The organism is Streptomyces sp. NPDC090442 (assembly GCF_044769405.1).
Classification (GTDB): Bacteria; Actinomycetota; Actinomycetes; order Streptomycetales; family Streptomycetaceae; genus Streptomyces.
In genome coordinates this window covers 72,932-91,288 of record NZ_JBIVXW010000029.1, presented here as the reverse complement: position 1 = coordinate 91,288, position 18,357 = coordinate 72,932, and the positions used below count along the sequence as shown (strand labels likewise).

13 protein-coding genes are annotated in these 18,357 nt (G+C 74.3%); 12 read left to right on the top strand and 1 reads right to left on the bottom strand.

Annotated features, from left to right (window positions below; genetic code table 11):
• Window positions 1-71: 71 nt before the first annotated feature.
• From ACIQU6_RS21390 to ACIQU6_RS21335, 12 genes are all read left to right on the top strand, one after another.
• Complete coding sequence (locus ACIQU6_RS21390; RefSeq protein ID WP_403483231.1) at window positions 72-530, top strand: hypothetical protein; 459 nt, start codon at window positions 72-74, stop codon at window positions 528-530.
• A complete protein-coding gene (locus ACIQU6_RS21385; RefSeq protein ID WP_403483230.1) occupies window positions 527-1,195 on the top strand; it encodes a hypothetical protein in 669 nt (222 codons plus the stop codon). Before ACIQU6_RS21390 ends, ACIQU6_RS21385 begins: the two co-directional genes overlap by 4 nt.
• A 3-nt stretch (window positions 1,196-1,198) precedes the next feature.
• Entirely contained in the window at window positions 1,199-1,582 is a 384-nt protein-coding gene (locus tag ACIQU6_RS21380; RefSeq protein ID WP_403483229.1) for a hypothetical protein, read from the top strand.
• Window positions 1,575-2,720, top strand: a complete 1,146-nt coding sequence (locus ACIQU6_RS21375) for a hypothetical protein (RefSeq protein ID WP_403483228.1) — start codon at window positions 1,575-1,577, stop codon at window positions 2,718-2,720. Before ACIQU6_RS21380 ends, ACIQU6_RS21375 begins: the two co-directional genes overlap by 8 nt.
• A gap of 159 nt (window positions 2,721-2,879) precedes the next feature.
• Window positions 2,880-3,404 (top strand): phage baseplate assembly protein V, encoded by a 525-nt coding sequence (locus tag ACIQU6_RS21370; RefSeq protein WP_403483227.1) that lies wholly within the window; start codon window positions 2,880-2,882, stop codon window positions 3,402-3,404.
• 59 nt (window positions 3,405-3,463) lie between these two features.
• Window positions 3,464-3,817, top strand: coding sequence for a hypothetical protein (locus tag ACIQU6_RS21365; protein ID WP_403483226.1), 354 nt, complete (start codon window positions 3,464-3,466; stop codon window positions 3,815-3,817).
• Window positions 3,814-4,206 (top strand): GPW/gp25 family protein, encoded by a 393-nt coding sequence (locus tag ACIQU6_RS21360; protein WP_403483225.1) that lies wholly within the window; start codon window positions 3,814-3,816, stop codon window positions 4,204-4,206. Before ACIQU6_RS21365 ends, ACIQU6_RS21360 begins: the two co-directional genes overlap by 4 nt.
• Window positions 4,206-7,406 (top strand): putative baseplate assembly protein, encoded by a 3,201-nt coding sequence (locus ACIQU6_RS21355; RefSeq protein ID WP_403483224.1) that lies wholly within the window; start codon window positions 4,206-4,208, stop codon window positions 7,404-7,406. The genes ACIQU6_RS21360 and ACIQU6_RS21355 overlap by 1 nt, the downstream gene beginning before the upstream one ends.
• On the top strand, window positions 7,403-11,290 hold the full coding sequence (locus ACIQU6_RS21350) for a putative baseplate assembly protein (RefSeq protein WP_403483223.1): 3,888 nt from the start codon (window positions 7,403-7,405) through the stop codon (window positions 11,288-11,290). The genes ACIQU6_RS21355 and ACIQU6_RS21350 overlap by 4 nt, the downstream gene beginning before the upstream one ends.
• Window positions 11,287-13,494, top strand: coding sequence for a hypothetical protein (locus ACIQU6_RS21345; RefSeq protein ID WP_403483222.1), 2,208 nt, complete (start codon window positions 11,287-11,289; stop codon window positions 13,492-13,494). Before ACIQU6_RS21350 ends, ACIQU6_RS21345 begins: the two co-directional genes overlap by 4 nt.
• A 108-nt stretch (window positions 13,495-13,602) precedes the next feature.
• Window positions 13,603-15,345, top strand: a complete 1,743-nt coding sequence (locus tag ACIQU6_RS21340; RefSeq protein WP_403483221.1) for a DUF6519 domain-containing protein — start codon at window positions 13,603-13,605, stop codon at window positions 15,343-15,345.
• Entirely contained in the window at window positions 15,345-16,397 is a 1,053-nt protein-coding gene (locus ACIQU6_RS21335; protein ID WP_403483220.1) for a peptidoglycan-binding protein, read from the top strand. Before ACIQU6_RS21340 ends, ACIQU6_RS21335 begins: the two co-directional genes overlap by 1 nt.
• 758 nt (window positions 16,398-17,155) lie before the next feature.
• On the opposite strand, the gene ACIQU6_RS21330 is transcribed toward ACIQU6_RS21335, so the two are convergent.
• The gene (locus ACIQU6_RS21330) at window positions 17,156-18,325 is read right to left on the bottom strand and encodes a hypothetical protein (RefSeq protein ID WP_403483219.1); all 1,170 of its coding nucleotides are present in this window, start codon (window positions 18,323-18,325) and stop codon (window positions 17,156-17,158) included.
• Between the last annotated feature and the right edge of the window lie 32 nt (window positions 18,326-18,357).

Here is an 18,357-nt window from a genome sequence, read left to right as displayed (position 1 = left end):
TCGCCTACTCTGCAGGGTGGCGAAATACGCTCGACCGAGCAGAGAACGAGATCCCTGGAGAACCCCTGCTCATGAAATGGGAGGTCAGGCCCGGGTTGATTGTTTCCTATACCGAAAAGACCGCGATCGGCACGTCGTTCGTCATGGCTGCCAGCTCTCTGGGAGCTGCCGAGGTAGAGGGCAGTGTCGCGGTTTTCGTCGCGCATCCCCTGGTGATGAAGTTCGACGACCTGCTCGCCTCGCATGACGGGTCGGGCAACCCTGCCGAACAGGGAAGCGCACTCGCCCGTCTTGGCCTCGGCGCCCCGATCGAGCCGGACGACCGCTTCGTCAGCCGCTTGCAGGCTGGCGCCTTCGCCGAGCATGGAGCCGTACGCGAAGGAGCGCTCTGGGGGATGGCCTACGCCGAGTGGTCTGTGTTTCGCGAACCGCTTCGGCAGGCTTCCCTGACCGATTCCGACGATTTCTTGAAGAAGGTCGCCAGTACCGCCTTGCAGGCATTCGACCGGATTGGAGTCCCTGAGTCATGACCCGCTACGCAGACATCCGCAAGCCCATTCGGTCCGGGATCGTTGTGGTTGATTCTCAGGTGGGGGTGCCGCAGCGCATCATCGTGTTGCAGTTCAATCCGGACACGTTGGAGCGGCAGGTGGCGCCGCAGGCGGCCGGGGGTGAAGGGGACAGCGGCGGGGGCGGAAGTGGTGGTGGGGATCGGAATGAGGCGTTGCGGCTGAAGGGGCCCGCGCAGGAGACGTGGAAGTTCACGGCGGAGATCGACGCCACCGACCAGCTCGATGTGGCGGCGCCGGAGGGGATCCATCCGGAGTTGGCGGTGCTGGAGATGTTGGTGCAGCCGACCACCGCGCAGCTCTTGGCGGCGTCGAAGTTGACGAAGAAGGGCACCATCGAGATCAGCCCGATCGAGACGCCGTTGACGTTGTTCACGTGGGGCAGCAAGCGGGTCATGCCGGTGCGGTTGACGGAGTTGTCGGTCAATGAGTCGGCGTTTGACGTGAATCTCTGTCCGATACGGGCTTCGCTGAGCATCGGGTTGAAGGTGTTGACGGTGAGCGACCTGCCGGCCGGGCACCCCGGGGCGGCGCTCTATCTCGCGCACCTGGCGCAGAAGGAGCAGTTGGCGCGGCGGGCGCGGGGCGGGTCGTTGGCGCAGTTGGGGCTGGGGAGGGGGATCTGAGGCATGGGTATCGAGCCGTATGAGAGCGCGTTGGACGAGGTGCCGGGGGCGCATCCGTATCCGCGGAGCAGTCGGTATGCGGGGATCGGCATCGGGGTGCACGTGATGTCCGAGGGGACCGAAGTGCGGTATGCGAAGCGGCGGTTGTTGCCTCCGTTGGAGCAGGACGCGGACGAGCTCGTGCCGCATGTCGTCAGCGGTGGGGAGCGGCTCGATCAGCTCGGGCAGCGGTATTTCGGTGATCCGGGGCAGTGGTGGCGGATCGCGGACGCCAATCCGGTGTTGGAGCCGCGGGAGTTGACGGAGGAGCCCGGGGTGGAGATAGCGGTGCCGCTGCCGGGCGGGTTCGCCCAGGGGGCCGGCGGGGCGGGGGTGCGGCATGGCTGAGGGGGACGAGCCGGTCGGGCGGGGGCCCCTTCACGTATCGCTGTACATGGGACCGAAGTTGGCGCGGTTGGTGCCTCAGGAGGTGATGGAGGCGCTGTTGTCGGCGCAGATCACCAGTACGGCGGGTGAGCGGAGCGGGTTTCAACTGGCGTTCGACTTGACGAAGAAGGGCGCGATCGTCGAGCGGTTGTTGCCGGAGGGGTTCTTCGATCCGAAGACCAGGGTCATCGTCACCGTTTCCCTCAAGGGCACGCCGGTGGTGTTGCTGGACGGGGTGATCGTGCGGCACGAGGTGGGCAGCAGCAACCATCCCGGGCAGAGCACGCTGACCCTCACCGGAGAGGATCTGTCGCTGTTGATGGATCTGGAGGAGCGGACGGATCGCTATCCAAATCTGGCGCCCTCGCAGCGGGTTGAGCGGATCCTGTCCAAGTACGCGGACTACGGGATCGATACCCGGATCATTCGCGAGCAGATTCCGCAGCCGCCGCGGGAACAGGTGCGGGTCGACTACCAGACCGGGACGGATCTGCAGTATGTGAACGACCTTGCGCGGGCCAACGGTTACACGTTCTATCTGGAGCCGGGGCCGGTGCCGGGGCGTTCGACGGCGTTCTGGGGGCCGGAGCAGCGGCTCGGGCAGCGGCAGCACGCCCTGAACGTGAACATGGATGCGAATTCGACGGTTGACCAGCTCACGTTCGCGTATGACGGGACGGCCAGGGAAGAGCCGCAGGCGCGGGTGCAGGACCCCGTGACGCGGCGGGCACCCCTGCTCGCGCCGCCCGACATCAGCCCGTTGCGGCCGCCGTTGGGATTGCGTGGGTCGCCGGCGCTCAAGCGGAAGACGCTCAGCGGGACGGCGAAGATGGACGAGGGGCTGGCGAGGGCCGAGGCGTTGGGTCGGGCCGCCACCAGTGCGGACGCCATCTCGGGGTCCGGTTCGCTGGACGTGACGCGGCACGGGTATGTGTTGCGGCCGCGGGAGTTGGTGGGGGTGCGCGGCGCCGGGGTCACCTACGACGGGGACTACTACGTGAAGAGCGTGACGCACAATCTGCGGATCGGCTCCTACCTCCAGAATTTCACACTGTCGAGGGAGGGACTGATCGCCCGCCGCGGCACCGTCCGGCCCTAGCCCCTCCTCGCAGGGCCCCACCCGCAGCACCTCACCCGCACGCGGTCGCCGCAGTCTCGGCGATCGCCGCAATCGCGGTATCCGCGCAACCGCCGTAACCGCCGTAACCGCCGTAACCGCCGTAACCGCCGTAACCGCCGTCAAGGAGAGAAGTCGCGCATGGCCGGTGCACCGAACAACCGCTTCCTCGGCAAATTCCGGGGCCGGGTGGCGGCCAATGACGACCCGATGGGAATCGGGCGGTTGAGGGTCCAGGTCCCGGACGTGTTGGGCGACGAGGTGTCCACCTGGGCGCTGCCGTGTTTCCCGTTCTCGGGCGAGCGGGCCGGCCAGGTGGTCGTGCCGTCGGTCGGGGCCGGGGTGTGGGTGGAGTTCGAGCAGGGGGATCCCAGTTTCCCGGTGTGGGTGGGGTGTTGGTACGGGCGGCGGGAGGAACTGCCGGAGGACGCGCAACGGGACCCGGCGATTTCGCGTCCGGTGGTGATCCAGACGCCGGGGAAACACAAGATCGTGCTGTCGGACGTGCCCACCGAGGGGATTTTGCTGGAGGCGCCGGGCGGCGCCTATGTGCGGATCGATGCCACGGGTGTCCACCTCAACAACGGACACGGGGCGTCGGTCTCGCTGACCGGGGAGCAAGTCGACGTGAACGACGGTCGGTTGACCGTGCCGAAGAAGCACTGACGGGAGCGGGGGAGGCAGGGCAGATGGCGAGCGGAAACGTCCTCCATGGCGGAGTGGTCATGGGATGTCCGCACGGGGGGCTGGTGGTGCCGGTCCCGGCCGGCGGTGACGGCGCGGGCGCGGTGCGGATCGACGGTGCGGCGGTGACCACCGCCGCGGCGCTGTTCACCGTCAGCGGGTGCACGCACGTCGTGGCGGGGCGGCCGCAGCCCTGCGCCAGCGTGCGGTGGACCGCGGACGGCGGCGGTGGCGGTGGCGGTGGCGGTCAGGTGTGCGTCGACGGCGCGCCGGTGCTGCTGGATTCGTCGGCGGCGATGTGTTTCAGCGCCGGGCTGGTGCCGCAGGGCCCGCCGGTGGTGGCGTCCGTCGGCGGGGGCCGGTGGGGCGGTTCCGAGGGGGTGACGAGCCGATGAGGGCGGCAGCGGGGCGGGTGCACCGCACGGACCTGGCCTTCCCGTACCGGGTGGACCGGCGGGGGCGGACCGCGCACGCCCGCCATGACGCGCATGTCCGGGACCTGATCGAGCAGTTGCTGTTCACCAGCCCCGGCGAGCGGGTGATGCGGCCGGACTTCGGGTGCGGGCTGCTGGACCTGGTCTTCACGCCGAACAGCCCGGAGTTGGCCTCGGCCGTCGAGCTGTCCGTGCAGGCGGCGCTCCAGCGCTGGCTGGGCGAGCTGATCGAGGTGGCGTCGCTGGACGTGGTGAGCGAGGAGAACGTGGTGCGGGTGTACCTCCAGTACGTGGTGCGCGCCACCGCCAGCCGTCGCGATGAGGTCTTCGAGGGACGGGGGGTGGCGTGATGAGCGGCGGCACGCGGGCGGCCGGGGTGAGCCGGCGGGAGCGGATACGCCAGGAGCGGCGCAACGGCGTCGACGAGGTGGAGGTCTCCGAGGACGGGCGGACGCTGACCGTCACCTTCCTCGGCAAGGCGCCGCACGGGCTGCGCCCGGAGAACGTCCGGATCGACGGCGGGCGCCGGATCACCGGCATCGAGGCGTTGGAGATCACGGTCGAGCGGGAGGAGGACCCCGAGCTCGACGACCGGCTGGTGGTGCTGCTGGACCGGGCCGGCGACTTCTCGACGTACCGGCTGTCGGTGGTGGAGACCGACCCGTACGGGCGGCCGGGCAGCGCGCCGTTCCCCGGCTTCGACCAGCGGTACTTCTCCGCGGAGTTCTCGTTCCGGCCCAACTGCCCGACGCCGTTCGACTGCGTGGACGGGGACGGAGGCGTCGTCTCCGTCCCCGGTGGCCCACCGGAGGCGCTCCGCTCCCCCGCCTCCGCCCCCGTCATCGACTACACCGCCCGGGACTACGCCACCCTCCGGCAGGTCGTCCTGGACCGGCTGCGGCTGACCACCCCGGAGTGGGTGGAGCGCAACCCGGCCGACCTCGGGACGACGCTGGCCGAGCTGCTCGCGTACACCGCGGACCAGATCAGCTACCAGCAGGACGCGGTGGCGACCGAGGCGTATCTGGACACCGCGCGGAGCCGGGTGTCGGTGCGCCGGCACGTGCGGCTGATCGACTACCCGATGCACGACGGGTGCACGGCGCGGGCGTTCGTGGCACTGGAGGCGGTGGAGCCGCTGACGCTGCCGCCGGGCTCGTTCCGCTTCGCCGCCGTCGACTACCGCGCCTACGGCCCGCGGGACCGGCCGGAGCTCGGGACGGTGCTCGACGACCGGGAGTTGGCGGTGCTGGCCGAGCGCGGCTCGCTGGAGGTCTTCGAACCGGTGGTGCGGGACGCGCCGCTGACGCTGCTGCCGCAGCACAACACCGTCCACCTGTGGACGTGGGGCGGGGAGGTGTGCGGGCTGCCGAAGGGCGCGACCCGCGCCACCCTCGCCGACGACTGGGTCGACGAGGGCGGCGGGCGGCGGCAGTTGGCGCTCGCCCCCGGGGACCTGCTGCTCTTCGAGGAGGTGAAGGGCCCGCGGACCGGTACGCCCGGCGATCAGGACCCGACGCACCGGCAGGTGGTGCGGCTGCGGTCGGTCACCCCGGCCGTCGATCACCTGCTGGGGCGGCCCGTGGTGGAGGTCACCTGGGGCCCGGAGGACGCGCTGACGTTCCCGCTGCGGCTGTCCACCCCCGGCGGCCGCGACTGCGCGCCCGTCGAGGACGTCAGCGTGGCGCGCGGAAACGTGCTGCTGGTGGACCACGGCCAGACCCTGGACGGAGACGGGGACGGGTACGAGACCGTCACCGTGCCGCCCGTCCCCGCCGTCCTCCCGTCCTGCGACCCGCCGGCCTTCGGCTGCCGGGACGGCGGGCACGGCGGCAACGAGGTCGCGCGGCTGCTCGGCGACCTCATCGAACGGGCCGAGGACGGGCGGGAGTTGACGCCCGACGACGTGCGGCGGGTGGTCACCGCGGTGGGCGAGGAGGCCGCCGAGCGGGCCGGTATCGGGCTCGCGTCGGCCGGGCTGCGGGCGGAACACGTGACGCCCGGGACGGCGTACGCGCAGGCCGCGGCGGTGCGGACGCTGCTGGCGCAGTCGGTGTATCCGGGGATCGCGCCGCGCTTCCGGCCGGTGCTGGGGCGCGCGCCGGTCGTCCAGGCGGTGCCGTTCCCGCAGCCGCGGCACATCGCGGCCGGGCAGGCGGAGCACCTGGCGGCGGTCCCGGAGCGGGTGCGGGCGCGACTGGTGGAGCTGTGGCGCAGCGCCCGGGACCGGGACGGGTTGGACGAGGCGGAGGTCGCCGAGCTGACCGTGCTGTTCGGGCTGCGGCTGCTGGAGGAGCTGGAGCTGGTCCGGCATCCGGTGCGGGCGCTGCGGGAGTTGCTGCACCGCAGCCCGCGGCTGCTGGACGGCAAGCTGCGCCGGCTCACGGTGCTGACCGCGCGGGCGCGGGCCGGGACGGTGCTGGACGCGCGGACCGCCTGGGAGATCACGCACACCTGGGGCGCCGGGTACGCCGACGGGCTGGATCCGGACGAGCCGGTGCTGCACGGCCCGGCCGCCGCGGTCCACCAGGACCCGCGCGAGGCCCTGCCGGCGATCCGCCTGAAGGAGCTCGCCTGCGAAGGCGAGGCGCGCGGTCCCCGGTGGCTCCCGCGCCGCGATCTGCTGCGCAGCGGCCCCCGCGACCGGCACCTCGTAGGGGAGTTGGGTGACGACGGGCGGCTGGCGCTGCGGTTCGGCGACGGGCGGTACGGGGCCCGGCCGACGCCCGGCGCCCGGCTCGCCGTCCACTACCGGATCGGCGGCGGCCCGGCCGGCAACGTCGGCGCGGAGGCGATCGGCCACCTGGTGCTGCGGCGCGCCCCGGAGGAGTCCGATGCCGCGGAGACCCTGCCGGTCGTCGGGGTCCGCAATCCGCTGCCCGCGGTGGGCGGCACCGCGCCCGAACCACTGGAGCAGGTACGCCAGTTGGCGCCGCTGGACCTGAAGCGGACCCGGCTGCGGGCGGTGACCGCGGAGGACTACGCGGTGCTGGCGGCCGAACTGCCCGGCGTCCAGCGGGCGGCGGCTCAGATCCGTTGGACCGGCGCCCTCCAGGAGGCGCGGGTGGCGATCGACGCCTACGGGACGGAGGAGCCGACCCCGGCGTTCCTGGACGGGATCGGGTACGCGCTGGAGGGCTACCGCAGGATCGGGCACGACCTGGTGGTGCAGCCGGCGCGGTGGGCGCCGCTGGACGTCGCGCTGACGGTGTGTGCCGAGCCCGGGCACCAACACGGGCAGATCCTGGCGGAGTTGTACCGGGTGCTGGGCGGCCGGGCGCTGCCCGGCGGGCGGCTGGGCTTCTTCCATCCGGACGCGCTGACGTTCGGGGAGCCGGTCCGGCTGAGCCGGCTGGTGGCGGTGGCCGCGGCGGTGCCGGGCGTACGGAGCGTGGTGGTGGACCGGCTGCGCCGGATGTTCCACGAGGACCGCGGGGAACGGGAGGCGGGGGTGTTGCGGCTGGGGCCGCTGGAGATCGCCCGCTGTGACAACGACCCGGACCGGCCCGAGAACGGCCGGCTGGTCATCGAGCTCGGGGGTGGGCGATGACGGAGCGCGAGACGGCGGGCACCGGCTGCCGGTGCGGGTGCGACGGCGGCGGGCACGACGAGCGGCGGGCCGATCCCGCGCTCTACAACCCGCCGGGCCGCACCGCCCTCAACTACCGGGTGGGGGACCATGGTTCGTTCCTGGCCGCGATGCTGGACCGGCTGGCGTCGCCGGCGTATCCGGCGCTGCGCGGACTGACCGTCCGCACCCCCGACGACCCGTCCGTCGGGCTGTTGGACGCCTGGGCGGTCCTCGGTGACCTGCTGACGTTCCACAGCGAGCGGATCGCCGACGAGGGGTATCTGCGGACCGCCAACGAGCACCGTTCGCTGGCGCTGCTGGGCCGGCTGGTGGGGCACCGGCCGCGGCCCGGGGTGGCCGCCGACACCCACCTCGCCTACACTCTGGACCGCGACCCGCGGGCCGGGGACCTGCCGGTGGTCGTCCCGCGGGGGGCGCGCAGCCACAGCGTGCCGGCGGGGTCCGACGAGGAGCCGCAGACCTTCGAGACCGACGAGGACCTGACGGCGCGCTGGGCGTGGAACGAGCTGGCGGTGCGGCAGCGGCGGCCCGCGCTGCTGACCGCCGACGACCTGGCGTCCCGGCCGGAGTTGCTGGTCGCGGGGACGGCCACCGGGCTGACCGTCGGGGACCGGCTGCTGTTCGACTTCGGGGTGCGGCGGGTGCTGCTGGCGGCGGCCTCGGTGCGGCCGGACCGCACCGAGGACGTGACCCGGGTGGGGCTGCCGCAGGCGGCACCGGCGTCGCTGCCGGAGCTGATCACCGAGCTGCGGGCCTGGATCACCGAACCTCCCCTGACCACGGACCCGGACGACCCGGACTACCCGCCGCCGGCCACGCCGCAGGCGCCCAACCCGCGCCCGGTCAGCCGCTTCGTCGCCGACTTCGACGCGCAGGTGCTGGCGCCGCTGCGGAAGGACCTGGACGGAATCACCACCCCGGAGGCGCTCGCCGCGCGGCTGGCCGGGCCGCACGAGCGGCTGGCGGAGGCGCAGGCGGTGGCGGCCGGGTATCCGGAGGTCGTCGCGTGGTTCGAGGAGCTCCAGGCGGTCGTGGGTGAACTGGCCCTTCGGGCCCGCCAGTTGGGCGGTGAGCTGCCGGAGGCGCCGGGTGCCGGGGACGGCGAACAGCACCCCGCCGAGGGGCACCCGACCGCCCCTCCCCCGGTGCCGCCGGCCCTGGCCGCCCTCGCCTCCGTGCTGCCGGCGCTGCGCACCCGGGTGGTGCGCCCGCCGTCCGCGGCCGGGGAGGTCGCCGCGGACCCCGGGCGGGCCTTCGGCGCCGGCGCGGACCTGGGGGCACGGCTGCTCTCCGCGCTGGACCCGCGGGTCGCCGACGGCCTCTACCCGGCGTGGCGACGGGCCGCGGCACCGCGGGCGGCCGGCGCCGGCCAGCCCGGTGACCAGCCACTGCTGCGCGCCCTGATGGCGATGCGGGTCACCGCCGCCCCGTTCGGCGCGACGGCCCCGCTCAAGCCCGTCCAGGACGACCGGGGCCGGGTCATCAGGACCGCGGACTGGCCGCTGACCGGGGCGGCGCTGACCACGGTGCGGGTGGTCTTCGACACCGCCGGGAAGACCCCGGTGCGGGCCGAGTTCCAGCACGTCGAGACGGGGAACTCGGTGCAGCGGGCGGAGAACCTGCCGGCCGACACCCGCTTCGAACTGGGCCGTGGCCGGGTCGAGTTGTCCACCCGTACCGGCCCCGAGCACGAGCTGAGCTGGCTGGGCCGGCACGCGGCGGACGCCCCCGAGGCGGGGGTGACCGCCCGGCTGCTGCCCGGGCTGCCGGAGCGCACGCTGTTCGTCTCCCGCCCGGCGGAGGACGGCAGGATCCACGTCTCGGTGGGCAACGGGTCGGTCCAGTCCTGGCAGTTGGCGCCCGGCGAGCACCGGCAGGTCACCGACGGCACGTACGAGGTGCGGGTGCGGGTGGCGGCCGGCGGGGAGCCGCCGGGCGTGGAGATCGCGATCGCGACGGTCCCGAAGCCGGCCGACCGGCACGCGCTGGCGCTGGACGCGGTCTACGACGCGATCACCGTGGGCAGTTGGGTCGCCATCGAGCGGCCCCGCAAGGGCGCGGACGGCCCGGACGGGATCCCCGGCGACAAGAAGCTGGCGTTCGTCACCACCCGGGTCACCGCCGTCCGCACCGCGGTGCACGCCCAGTACGGGATCACCGGCCGGGGCACCCTGCTGACGCTGGCCGACCCGTGGCTGGACGAGCACGACGTGACGCTGGACGCGATCCGGGACACCACCGTGCACGCCGCGGGCCAGGAGCTGACCCAGGCGGACGAGCCGGTGGGCGAGGACGTGCACGGCGACCGGCTCGAACTGGCCGCGCTCCACGAGGGGTTGCGACCGGGGCGTCGGCTCGTCGTCTCGGGCGAGCGGACCGACATCCCGGGCGTATCCGGGCTGCGGGGCACCGAACTGGCGGTGATCGCGGAGGTGACGCAGAGCCTGGACCCGGAGCTGCCCGGCGACCGGGTGCACACCACGCTCACCCTGACCCGGAACCTGGCGCACCGCTACCGGCGGGAGTCGGTCCGGGTGCAGGGCAACGTGGTCCCGGCCTCGCACGGCGAGAGCCGCGACGAGGCGATCGGCAGCGGGGACGCGGCGCGCGCCAACCAGACCTTCGCGCTGTGGCAGTCCCCGTTGACCTGGCGTCCGGCCGACAACCCCCTGGGCGCGGTGCCCGAGTTGGAGATCCGGGTGGACGGGCTGCGCTGGCACCCGGTGGACAGCCTGGCCGGGCGCGGCCCCCATGAGCGGGTGTACGTCACCGGCACCACGGGCGGGGACGGCTCCCGTTCGGGCGGCGCCGAGGGCGGGGGCGGGCGGACGACGGTGACGTTCGGGGACGGGGTGCACGGCGCCCGGCTGCCGAGCGGTCACGACAACGTCCGGGCCCGGTACCGCTTCGGCACCGGCCGGGCCGCCAACGTCGCGGCGGACCGGATCACCCAGGCCGTCACCCGCCCGCTGGGCGTCACCGGCGTCACCAACCCGCAGCCGGCCACTGGCGGCGCGGACGCCGACGGCCCGGCGCTGACCCGGCGCACCGTCCCGCTGGCGGTCTCGGCCCTGGACCGGCTGGTGTCGCTGGTGGACTACGAGGACTTCGCGCGCTCCCGGGCGGGCATCGGGCGGGCCGCGGCCCGCGAGGTGTTCGACGGTCGGCGGCAGGTGCTGCACGTGACGGTGGCCGGCGTGGACGACGTCCCGCTCGGACCGGACGCGGAGGTGCTGCACGCGCTGCGGGCCTCGCTGGCGGAGTACGGCGACGGCCGGCTTCCGGTGCGGGTGGACGTCCGGGAGCCGGTGCTGCTGCTGTGCGCGGCGAAGGTCACGGTGTTGCCGGACTACTCCTGGCCGCTGGTCGAACCCCGGGTGCGGCGCGCGCTGTCGGCCCGGCTCGGTTACGACGGCCGGGAGCTGGGGCAGCCGGCCCGGCTGTCGGAGGTGCTGGCCGCCGCCCAGTCGGTACCCGGGGTGGACTATGTGGACGTGGCCGCCTTCACCGGCGTTCCGGCGTCCGTCACCACGGACGAACTGGCCGCGCTGGCCGGCGCGTTGTCGGGTCCGCCGCAGGCGTCGGTGCCGGCCCGGCTCGCCCGCTTCGACGAGCGGATCCACGAGGTGACGGCGGACGGCGGGGAGACGCTGACCGCGGTCGCCGCCCGGTACGGCATCCCGCTGGCGGAGCTGCTGCGCCTCAACCCCGACCTCACCGACACCCGCCCGCTGCCCAAGGGCCGCGCGCTCTGCGTCTTCCGCGGCGTCCGACCGGCCCAACTCGCGCTGTTCGACCCGCGGGTCGCGGACACGCTGATCCTGACGGAGGAGACCCGATGACCACCAACAGGGAGCCGGACGGGCTCGCGGAGCTGCTCCCGCAGTGGCACCGGCTGCGCGACACCGAGCAGGGCGAGCCGCTGCGGGCCCTGCTGGCGGTGATCGCCGAGCAGGTGGACCGGGTCCGGGACGGGGTGGCCCAGCAGTACGACGACTGGTTCGTGGAGACCGCGGCGGAGTGGGTGCTGCCCTACCTCGGCGATCTGGTGGGCTACCGCCCGCTGCCCGGGTACGAGCGGGTGCTGGCCACCGGGCTGCGGGACGGCGGGCTGCCGGACTCCTCGCGGCAGCGGCTGGCGCAGGCGCTGGCGCCGCGCCGCGATGTCGCCGCCACGGTCGGCAACCGGCGGCGCAAGGGCACCCTTGCGCTGCTGGAGGAGCTGTCCGAGGGGGTGGCGGGCTGGCCGGCGCGGGCGGTGACGTTCTCCCGGCTGGTCGCGCACCAGCAGCCGGTGCGGCTCTACGGCTCGACGACCGAGGAGGCCGACGCGCGGCGGCGCGGGCGGGGCCGGCTGGTGGACGTCCGGGACGGCGCGGCGCTGGACCTGGCCGGCGGCCCGTTCGGCACCGTCCCGCGCACCGTGGACGTCCGCCGCGCCAACTCGGCGCGCACGCAGGGCGGTTACTCCCCGTCCGGGGTCGGCCTGTTCGTCTGGCGGCTGAAGCCGTACGCGGTGACGAGGGCGCCGGCGTACTGCCTCGACCGGGCCCGCAACCTCTACACCTTCGCCATCCTGGGCAACGACACCCCGCTGGTGACCCGCCCGGAGCCGGAGCCGTCGGCGACCCACATCGCCGCGCTGGACAACGTCCCGGCACTGATCACCCGCCGGCAGTTGCACGACCGGCTCGCCGACTACTACGGCCCCGGCAAGAGCTTCGTGCTCCGGACGGATGACGCGGACCACCCCGTCCCGCTCGCCGACATCGTCGTCGCCGACCTGAGCGCCTGGCGCTACCGGCCCCGGCGCGGGCAGGTCGCCGTCGACCCGGAGCTGGGGCGGATCGCGTTCGGGGCCCGCTCGGCGCCGCGGCAGGGCGTCTGGGTGGACTACCACTACGGGTTCGGGGACGACCTCGGCGGTGGGGAATACCTCCGCCAGCGCGTCGAGTTGGGGACCACGGGCGACCACGGGCGGATCACCCCGCCGGACGCGACCGTCTACCGGGTCGGACCCGACGCCCCGTTCCGGCGGATCATGGACGCCTACGCCGCCTGGCGGCACGACCGGCGCACCGGCCGGGGCGGCCCCGACGGGATCATCGAGATCGTCCACAGCGGCGCCTACCAGGAGCAGTTGGACTTCGACCTGGAGCCGGGCGACCGGCTCCAGGTGCGCGCCGCCGAGGGCACCCGCCCGGTGATCCGGCTGCTGGACTGGTACAGCAACCGGCCGGACGCCCTCAACATCCGCGCCGTGGAGGCGGAGTGCGCGCCCGGCGAGCGGCCGCGGATAGAGCTGGACGGGCTGCTGGTCACCGGCCGCGGCCTGAACGTCACGGGCCCGCTGGGGTCGTTGGTGCTGCGGCACTGCACGCTGGTGCCCGGCTGGTCGCTGGAGCCGGAGTGCCACCCCGCCTCCCCGGAGGAGCCGAGCCTGGTCCTGGACCGCACCACGGCCTGCGTGGAGATCGACCGGACCATCCTCGGCACCATCGAGGTGCTCGGCGACGAGGTCGGCACCGACCCGCTCCCGATCCATCTGCGCGACAGCATCCTGGACGCCACCGGCACCGACCGCGCGGCGCTGTCCGCCCCGGACTGCCGCCATGCGCACGCGGAGTTGTCCGCGCACCGGACCACGGTCCTGGGCGAGGTGCACGTCCACGCGGTGCGGATCGCCGAGAACAGCCTCTTCACCGGCCTGGTGCGCGCGGCCCGGCGCCAGGTGGGCTGCGTCCGCTTCAGCTACGTTCCACCGGGCTCGCGGACCCCCCGCCGCTACCGCTGCCAGCCGGACCTGGTCGGCCCCGCGGAAGCCGCCCGGGTCCGCCCGCTCTTGCGCAGCGAGCGCTACGGCACGCCGTGGTACGGGCAGTTGGCGGCCGGCTGCGCCGAGGAGATCCGCCGCGGCGCGGAGGACGGCGCGGAACTCGGCGCGTACCACGACCTCTACCTCCCGCAGCGCACGGACAGCCTGCGGGCCCGGCTCGCCGAGTACACCCCGGCCGGCACCGACGCGGGGATCGTGTTCGTCACATGAACCCCCGTCCACTCCGCGCACCGGCCGAACTCCGGCCCACCGCCCGCAGCCTGACCGCCACCGCCCACCACCGACCGTCCGAGCTTCCGTCCGAGGGGGACCCCTTCCATGCACGCTGACCTCTCCCGCATCACCCACCGGCCGGAGCGCCACTACTCCGCGGTGGTGGCGCAGCAGGGCCGGGTCCAGTTGGACGCCGACGCCAACGAGCAGACCGCGATCCAGCTCTTCCAGGCGCGCACCCTGGCCGCCGACCTGATCGGCCCGCACGGCGGCCCGCGCGGCGCCACCGGCTTCAAGGTCGATCTCCGGGGCGGCCCGCACGAGTTGGACGACCTGGTCATCGGCGGCGGCCGCTACTACGTGGACGGCATCCTCTGCGACGCCACCCGCCCCCGGCCCGGCACCCCGGTGCCGACCGCCGCCCACCAGGAGGGCGAGCCCGCCCCGACGGACGCCCCGGCCGACCCCGCCGCCGACGAGACCTGGACGTACTGGAACCAGCCCGACGGCTTCCGCGACCCCGAACGCCCCGGCGACCGGCTGCCCTCCCAGTTCCCCTACCTGGTCTACCTCAAGGTGTGGGAGCGGCTGGTCACCGCCGCCGAGGACCCGGCGCTGCGCGAGGTGGCGTTGGGCGCCGCGCTGCCGGACACCGCGGCCCGCACCAAGGTGGTGTGGCAGGTACTGCCGCTGCCCGCGGCCGAGTTGGAGCTGGACGGCGACAACCCGCCGGCCGACGACATCCGCACCGCCTTCGACCGCTGGGCGCGCAAGGCCGCCACCCCGGCCTGCCGGCTGGCGGCCCGCAGCGAACGCCCCGACCACGGCGACGACGACCCCTGCCTGGTCGCCCCGGAAGCCCGCTACCGCGGCCCGGAGAACCAGCTCTACCGCATCGAGGTCCACGAGGGCGGCGCCGCCGAGGACGCCACCTTCAAGTGGTCCCGCGAGAACGGCTCCCCCACCTTCCCGGTCGACGAACTCGATGGCACCTGGGTGGAGTTGGCCTCCCTGGGCGGCGACGACAAGCTCTCCCTCCACGTGGGCGACCGGGTCGAGTTCGTCGACACCGCCTACAGCAGCCGGGGCGAGGCGGCGCCGCTGCTGCGGGTGGAGGAGGTCGACCTGCCCGGCCGTCGGGTGCGGCTCTCCGACGAGCCGGCGCCGGGCGTGGGCCGGCGGCCCGAGCTCCATCCGTTCCTGCGCCGTTGGGACCACCAGGAGCCCGGCCGCGGGACGTCCGGCCCTCGGGAGTCCGGTCAGCGCACGGTCCGCCGCGGCGACCGGCCCGGCCGGCTCCGGCACGGCGCGCTGCCGGTCGAGGAGGGCGGCTGGCTGCCGCTGGAGGACGGCCTGGAGGTGTACTTCGAGGCCGGCGGCACCTACCGCACCGGCGACTTCTGGCTGGTCCCGGCCCGCACCGCCACCGGCGGCGTCGAATGGCCCACCGACCCGGCGCGCCGCCCGCTGCTCCAGCACCCCGCCGGCATCGCCGTCCACTACGCGCCGCTGGCCTGGGTGCACGGCGAACAGGCCGTGCCCGACCTGCGGTTGGCGTTCCGCCCGTTGGCCGCCGCCATCCCGGCGACCGGCGACGCGGCACCGGCCACGACGGACGCACCCGCGTCCCCGGACACCGGGGGCTACGGGGACTCCGGAGACCTCGGGGACGGCTTCGGCGGCAGCGGCGCTCCCGGCACGGACGACGGTGCGGGCGGCGGGGGCGGCGGACGCGGCCTGGGCACGCTGTCCACCGGCCCGGACGGCGGCTCCGGCCCCGCCCGCCCCCGCTCGCAGACCACCGCGGAGGCCGAGGCGCAGGTCGACGAGACGGGGGTGGTGGACTGATGGCCACCCCGCTGACCGGCAGCCAACTGCTCGCCGCCCTGCGCGCGGAGGGCCTGGTCCTGAACGAGGTCGGCGACTGGCGCCGGCACAACCGGAACACCAAGGGCGCCTGGGGCCCGGTGAACGGGGTGGTGATCCACCACACCGCCACCGAGGGCACCGACGCCTCGGTGAACCTCTGTTACGACGGCCGCCCCGACCTGCCGGGGCCGCTCTGCCACGGCGTGATCGACAAGGCCGGCGAGGTCCACCTCGTCGGCAACGGCCGCGCCAACCACGCCGGCCTCGGTGACCGCTTCGTCCTCCAGGCCGTCATCGAAGAGGAGGAACTCCCCAAGGACCACCTCGCCGACACCGACGGCAACCGGCACTTCTACGGCTTCGAGTGCATCAACCTCGGCGACGGCCAGGACCCGTGGCCCGAGGCCCAGTTACTGGCCGTCGAGAAGGCCGCGGCCGCCCTCTGCCGGGCACACGGCTGGGGCGAGCGCTCGGTGATCGGCCACCTGGAATGGCAACCGGGCAAGATCGACCCCCACGGCTTCACCATGGACGCCCTCCGCGCACGCATCAGGTCCCGCCTTGCGAAGGCCCCGGAGGGACCGGCGCCTTCGAAAGGGGCGGAGCCTTCGGAAGGGCCGGCGGCTCCGAAGGGTTCGGCGGCCCCGACCGGGGCTGACGGAGCCGATGGGGCAGGTGTGACTGGTGGGACAGGTAGCGGAGTTGGTGACGGAGCTGGTGGCGGGGGTGGCCCGTCGGCGGTCCCGCCGATGCCCCAACACCCGCCCTACGAGCCCTTCCCCGGCGGCGAGTTCTTCCGCTCCGGGTCCGGCGGCCCGGTGATCGCGGCGATGGCCGAGCGACTGATCGCCGAGGGCTGCGACCACTACCGCCACGGCCCGGCCCCGGACTGGAACGAGGCCCACCGCAAGTCCTACGCCTCCTGGCAACGCAAACTGGGCTTCCACGGCAAGGACGCCGACGGCGTCCCCGGCCGCGTCACCTGGGACCGCCTCCGGGTACCGAACGCCCGGTCCCGCCCGCCTGGTTGAGGCCGGATGACTGCTGAACGACGGACGCGTGACCGGCGGGCGGTATCCGGTGGCCGGTGGGCCGGTGACGGCCGATGGCAGGTGCCGACCGTGGCGGTAACCGGGCGACGGCGGCTGCCCGCCCGATGTCGACTGCCTGCCGGTGGCCGATGCCGGGCTGGTGACCGGTGCCGGGCTGGTGGCCGGTGCCTGCTTGCTGGCGGGTGCCGGATCTCCTGCCTGCTTGCTGGCGGATGCCGGATCTCCACGCACTCCCGGGTGCGGACCAGCGGCCCCACGCCTGGCCTGACGGCGAGTGCCGGCCCGACGGCGGCTGCCCGTCTGCCTGCCCGCCTGCCCGCCTGCCCGCCCGCCTGTCCGTCTGTCTGTCCGTCCGTCCGTCCGTCTGATGGCAAACGACCGTCCGGCGACGGCTGCCGCGCCGGCTCCGTCGGGGATCGGGAATACCCGCCCCGCCCAGCCGCGTTGTGGCTCCGCAGGGGGCCCACGCGTCCCCTAGGGAATCCGTTCCCCTCCCCACCTAGGGATTCCGTTCCCCGTCCGGGACCCGCGCCCACCCCCATCTCCACCACCCCAACTCGCCCACGCGCAAAGCCGGGTGGCCCTCCCCCACAGAGGACCACCCGGCGTTTTCAGCGGGCGGGTCGGGGCGATCCCCACATCACCCCGTCCGCCTCATCCGGCTTCCCGGGCGCCCCGTTGACCGGCCGCCGCCGCGGCCGGCCAACGGGTGCGCACCGCGCTGTCAGCCGGACGGTTCACAGACCCCGCACCGGAAGGGCGGGCGCCGCCGGGACGTTGGCGGCGTTGGTCAGGTCGGCCAGGTTGGCGGGCACGGCCGGGGTCAGGCCCTTGGCGCCGGCGACGGCGTCGGCCACGGTGGCCTTGCCGTCCCTCACCACGACGGAGACGGTGCCCTGCGCGAACGGCACCGCGTCGCTGCCCACGCCCTGAGCAAGCACGGCGGCCTGCCCGGCGACGCCCTGCGCGAACGGCAGCGCCTCGCCCCGCGCGTTCTGCACGAACACCTGGACGCGGCCGCCGACGAGGGTCACGAACGGCGTGGCCTGGCCCGCGACGTCACCGGCGAGCGCGCCGACGTTGCCGACCGTTCCCTGGGCGACCGGCAGGACCTTGCCGACGGCCCGACCGGCGACCGGCGGCAGCGCGTCGCCGGTGGCGCGGTCGACGACCGGCCGCACGGTGGCCAGGCCGCCCTGGGCCTGCTTGGTGAGCTGCTCGGGACGCAGTCCCGCACCGGCGAGACCGGCCAGCAGGTTGTCGGCCGACCCCGGGGCCTTGGGCAGACCGGGGACCTTGGGCAGCGCCGGCACGCCAAGCACACCGCCCGGCAGCTTGGCAGCGGGGACGCCCGGGACGGCGGGCAGCTTCGGCAGGGTGGGCAGCCCGCCGTTGACCAGCTCGCCGGCGCGGCCCAGGTCGGCCTTGTCGGCAACCTTGGCGACCTGCCTCACGGCCTTGGTGGCCTGCTTGGTGTCGACGGCCTTCTGCACGTCACCGGTGTGCGGGCCGGACAGGCCGGCACCGCCGACGAGGCGCTGCACGTCGTCCACCAGGCCGCCGGCCTGCGGGAGTTGCCCGACAGGGAGCTGGCCGGTGGGGAGTTGGGCGGTGGGCAGTTCGTTGGCAGAGACGCCGCCGCCGAGGACGCCGGTCGCCTTGCCGGCCACGCCGCCCGCGGCCTCGGTGGCGGTGCCGGCCGCCTTCTGGGCCGTGCCGACGGCCTTCTGAACGGTGCCGGTGACCGCGCCGGTGGGCAGGTGCTCGGCGGCACCGGTGACCGTGCCGACGGCGGGCAGGTCCAAGGTGGCGGGCAGTTCGGCGGCGTTGGCGGCGACGGAGCCCAGGGCCCACAGGCCGGTGGCGGTGGCGGCGACGGCGACGGAACGGCGGATGGTGGAACGCATGGTGGCGATGTCCTTCGAATTCGTGGAAGTTC

Coding starts and splice junctions, on each gene's coding strand:
- ACIQU6_RS21355 (WP_403483224.1), top strand. CDS start 4,206: ATGAGCGGCGGCACGCGGGCGGCCGGGGTGAGCCGGCGGGAGCGGATA.
- ACIQU6_RS21335 (WP_403483220.1), top strand. CDS start 15,345: ATGGCCACCCCGCTGACCGGCAGCCAACTGCTCGCCGCCCTGCGCGCG.
- ACIQU6_RS21390 (WP_403483231.1), top strand. CDS start 72: ATGAAATGGGAGGTCAGGCCCGGGTTGATTGTTTCCTATACCGAAAAG.
- ACIQU6_RS21330 (WP_403483219.1), bottom strand. CDS start 18,325: ATGCGTTCCACCATCCGCCGTTCCGTCGCCGTCGCCGCCACCGCCACC.
- ACIQU6_RS21370 (WP_403483227.1), top strand. CDS start 2,880: ATGGCCGGTGCACCGAACAACCGCTTCCTCGGCAAATTCCGGGGCCGG.
- ACIQU6_RS21385 (WP_403483230.1), top strand. CDS start 527: ATGACCCGCTACGCAGACATCCGCAAGCCCATTCGGTCCGGGATCGTT.
- ACIQU6_RS21340 (WP_403483221.1), top strand. CDS start 13,603: ATGCACGCTGACCTCTCCCGCATCACCCACCGGCCGGAGCGCCACTAC.
- ACIQU6_RS21350 (WP_403483223.1), top strand. CDS start 7,403: ATGACGGAGCGCGAGACGGCGGGCACCGGCTGCCGGTGCGGGTGCGAC.
- ACIQU6_RS21365 (WP_403483226.1), top strand. CDS start 3,464: ATGGGATGTCCGCACGGGGGGCTGGTGGTGCCGGTCCCGGCCGGCGGT.
- ACIQU6_RS21380 (WP_403483229.1), top strand. CDS start 1,199: ATGGGTATCGAGCCGTATGAGAGCGCGTTGGACGAGGTGCCGGGGGCG.
- ACIQU6_RS21345 (WP_403483222.1), top strand. CDS start 11,287: ATGACCACCAACAGGGAGCCGGACGGGCTCGCGGAGCTGCTCCCGCAG.
- ACIQU6_RS21375 (WP_403483228.1), top strand. CDS start 1,575: ATGGCTGAGGGGGACGAGCCGGTCGGGCGGGGGCCCCTTCACGTATCG.
- ACIQU6_RS21360 (WP_403483225.1), top strand. CDS start 3,814: ATGAGGGCGGCAGCGGGGCGGGTGCACCGCACGGACCTGGCCTTCCCG.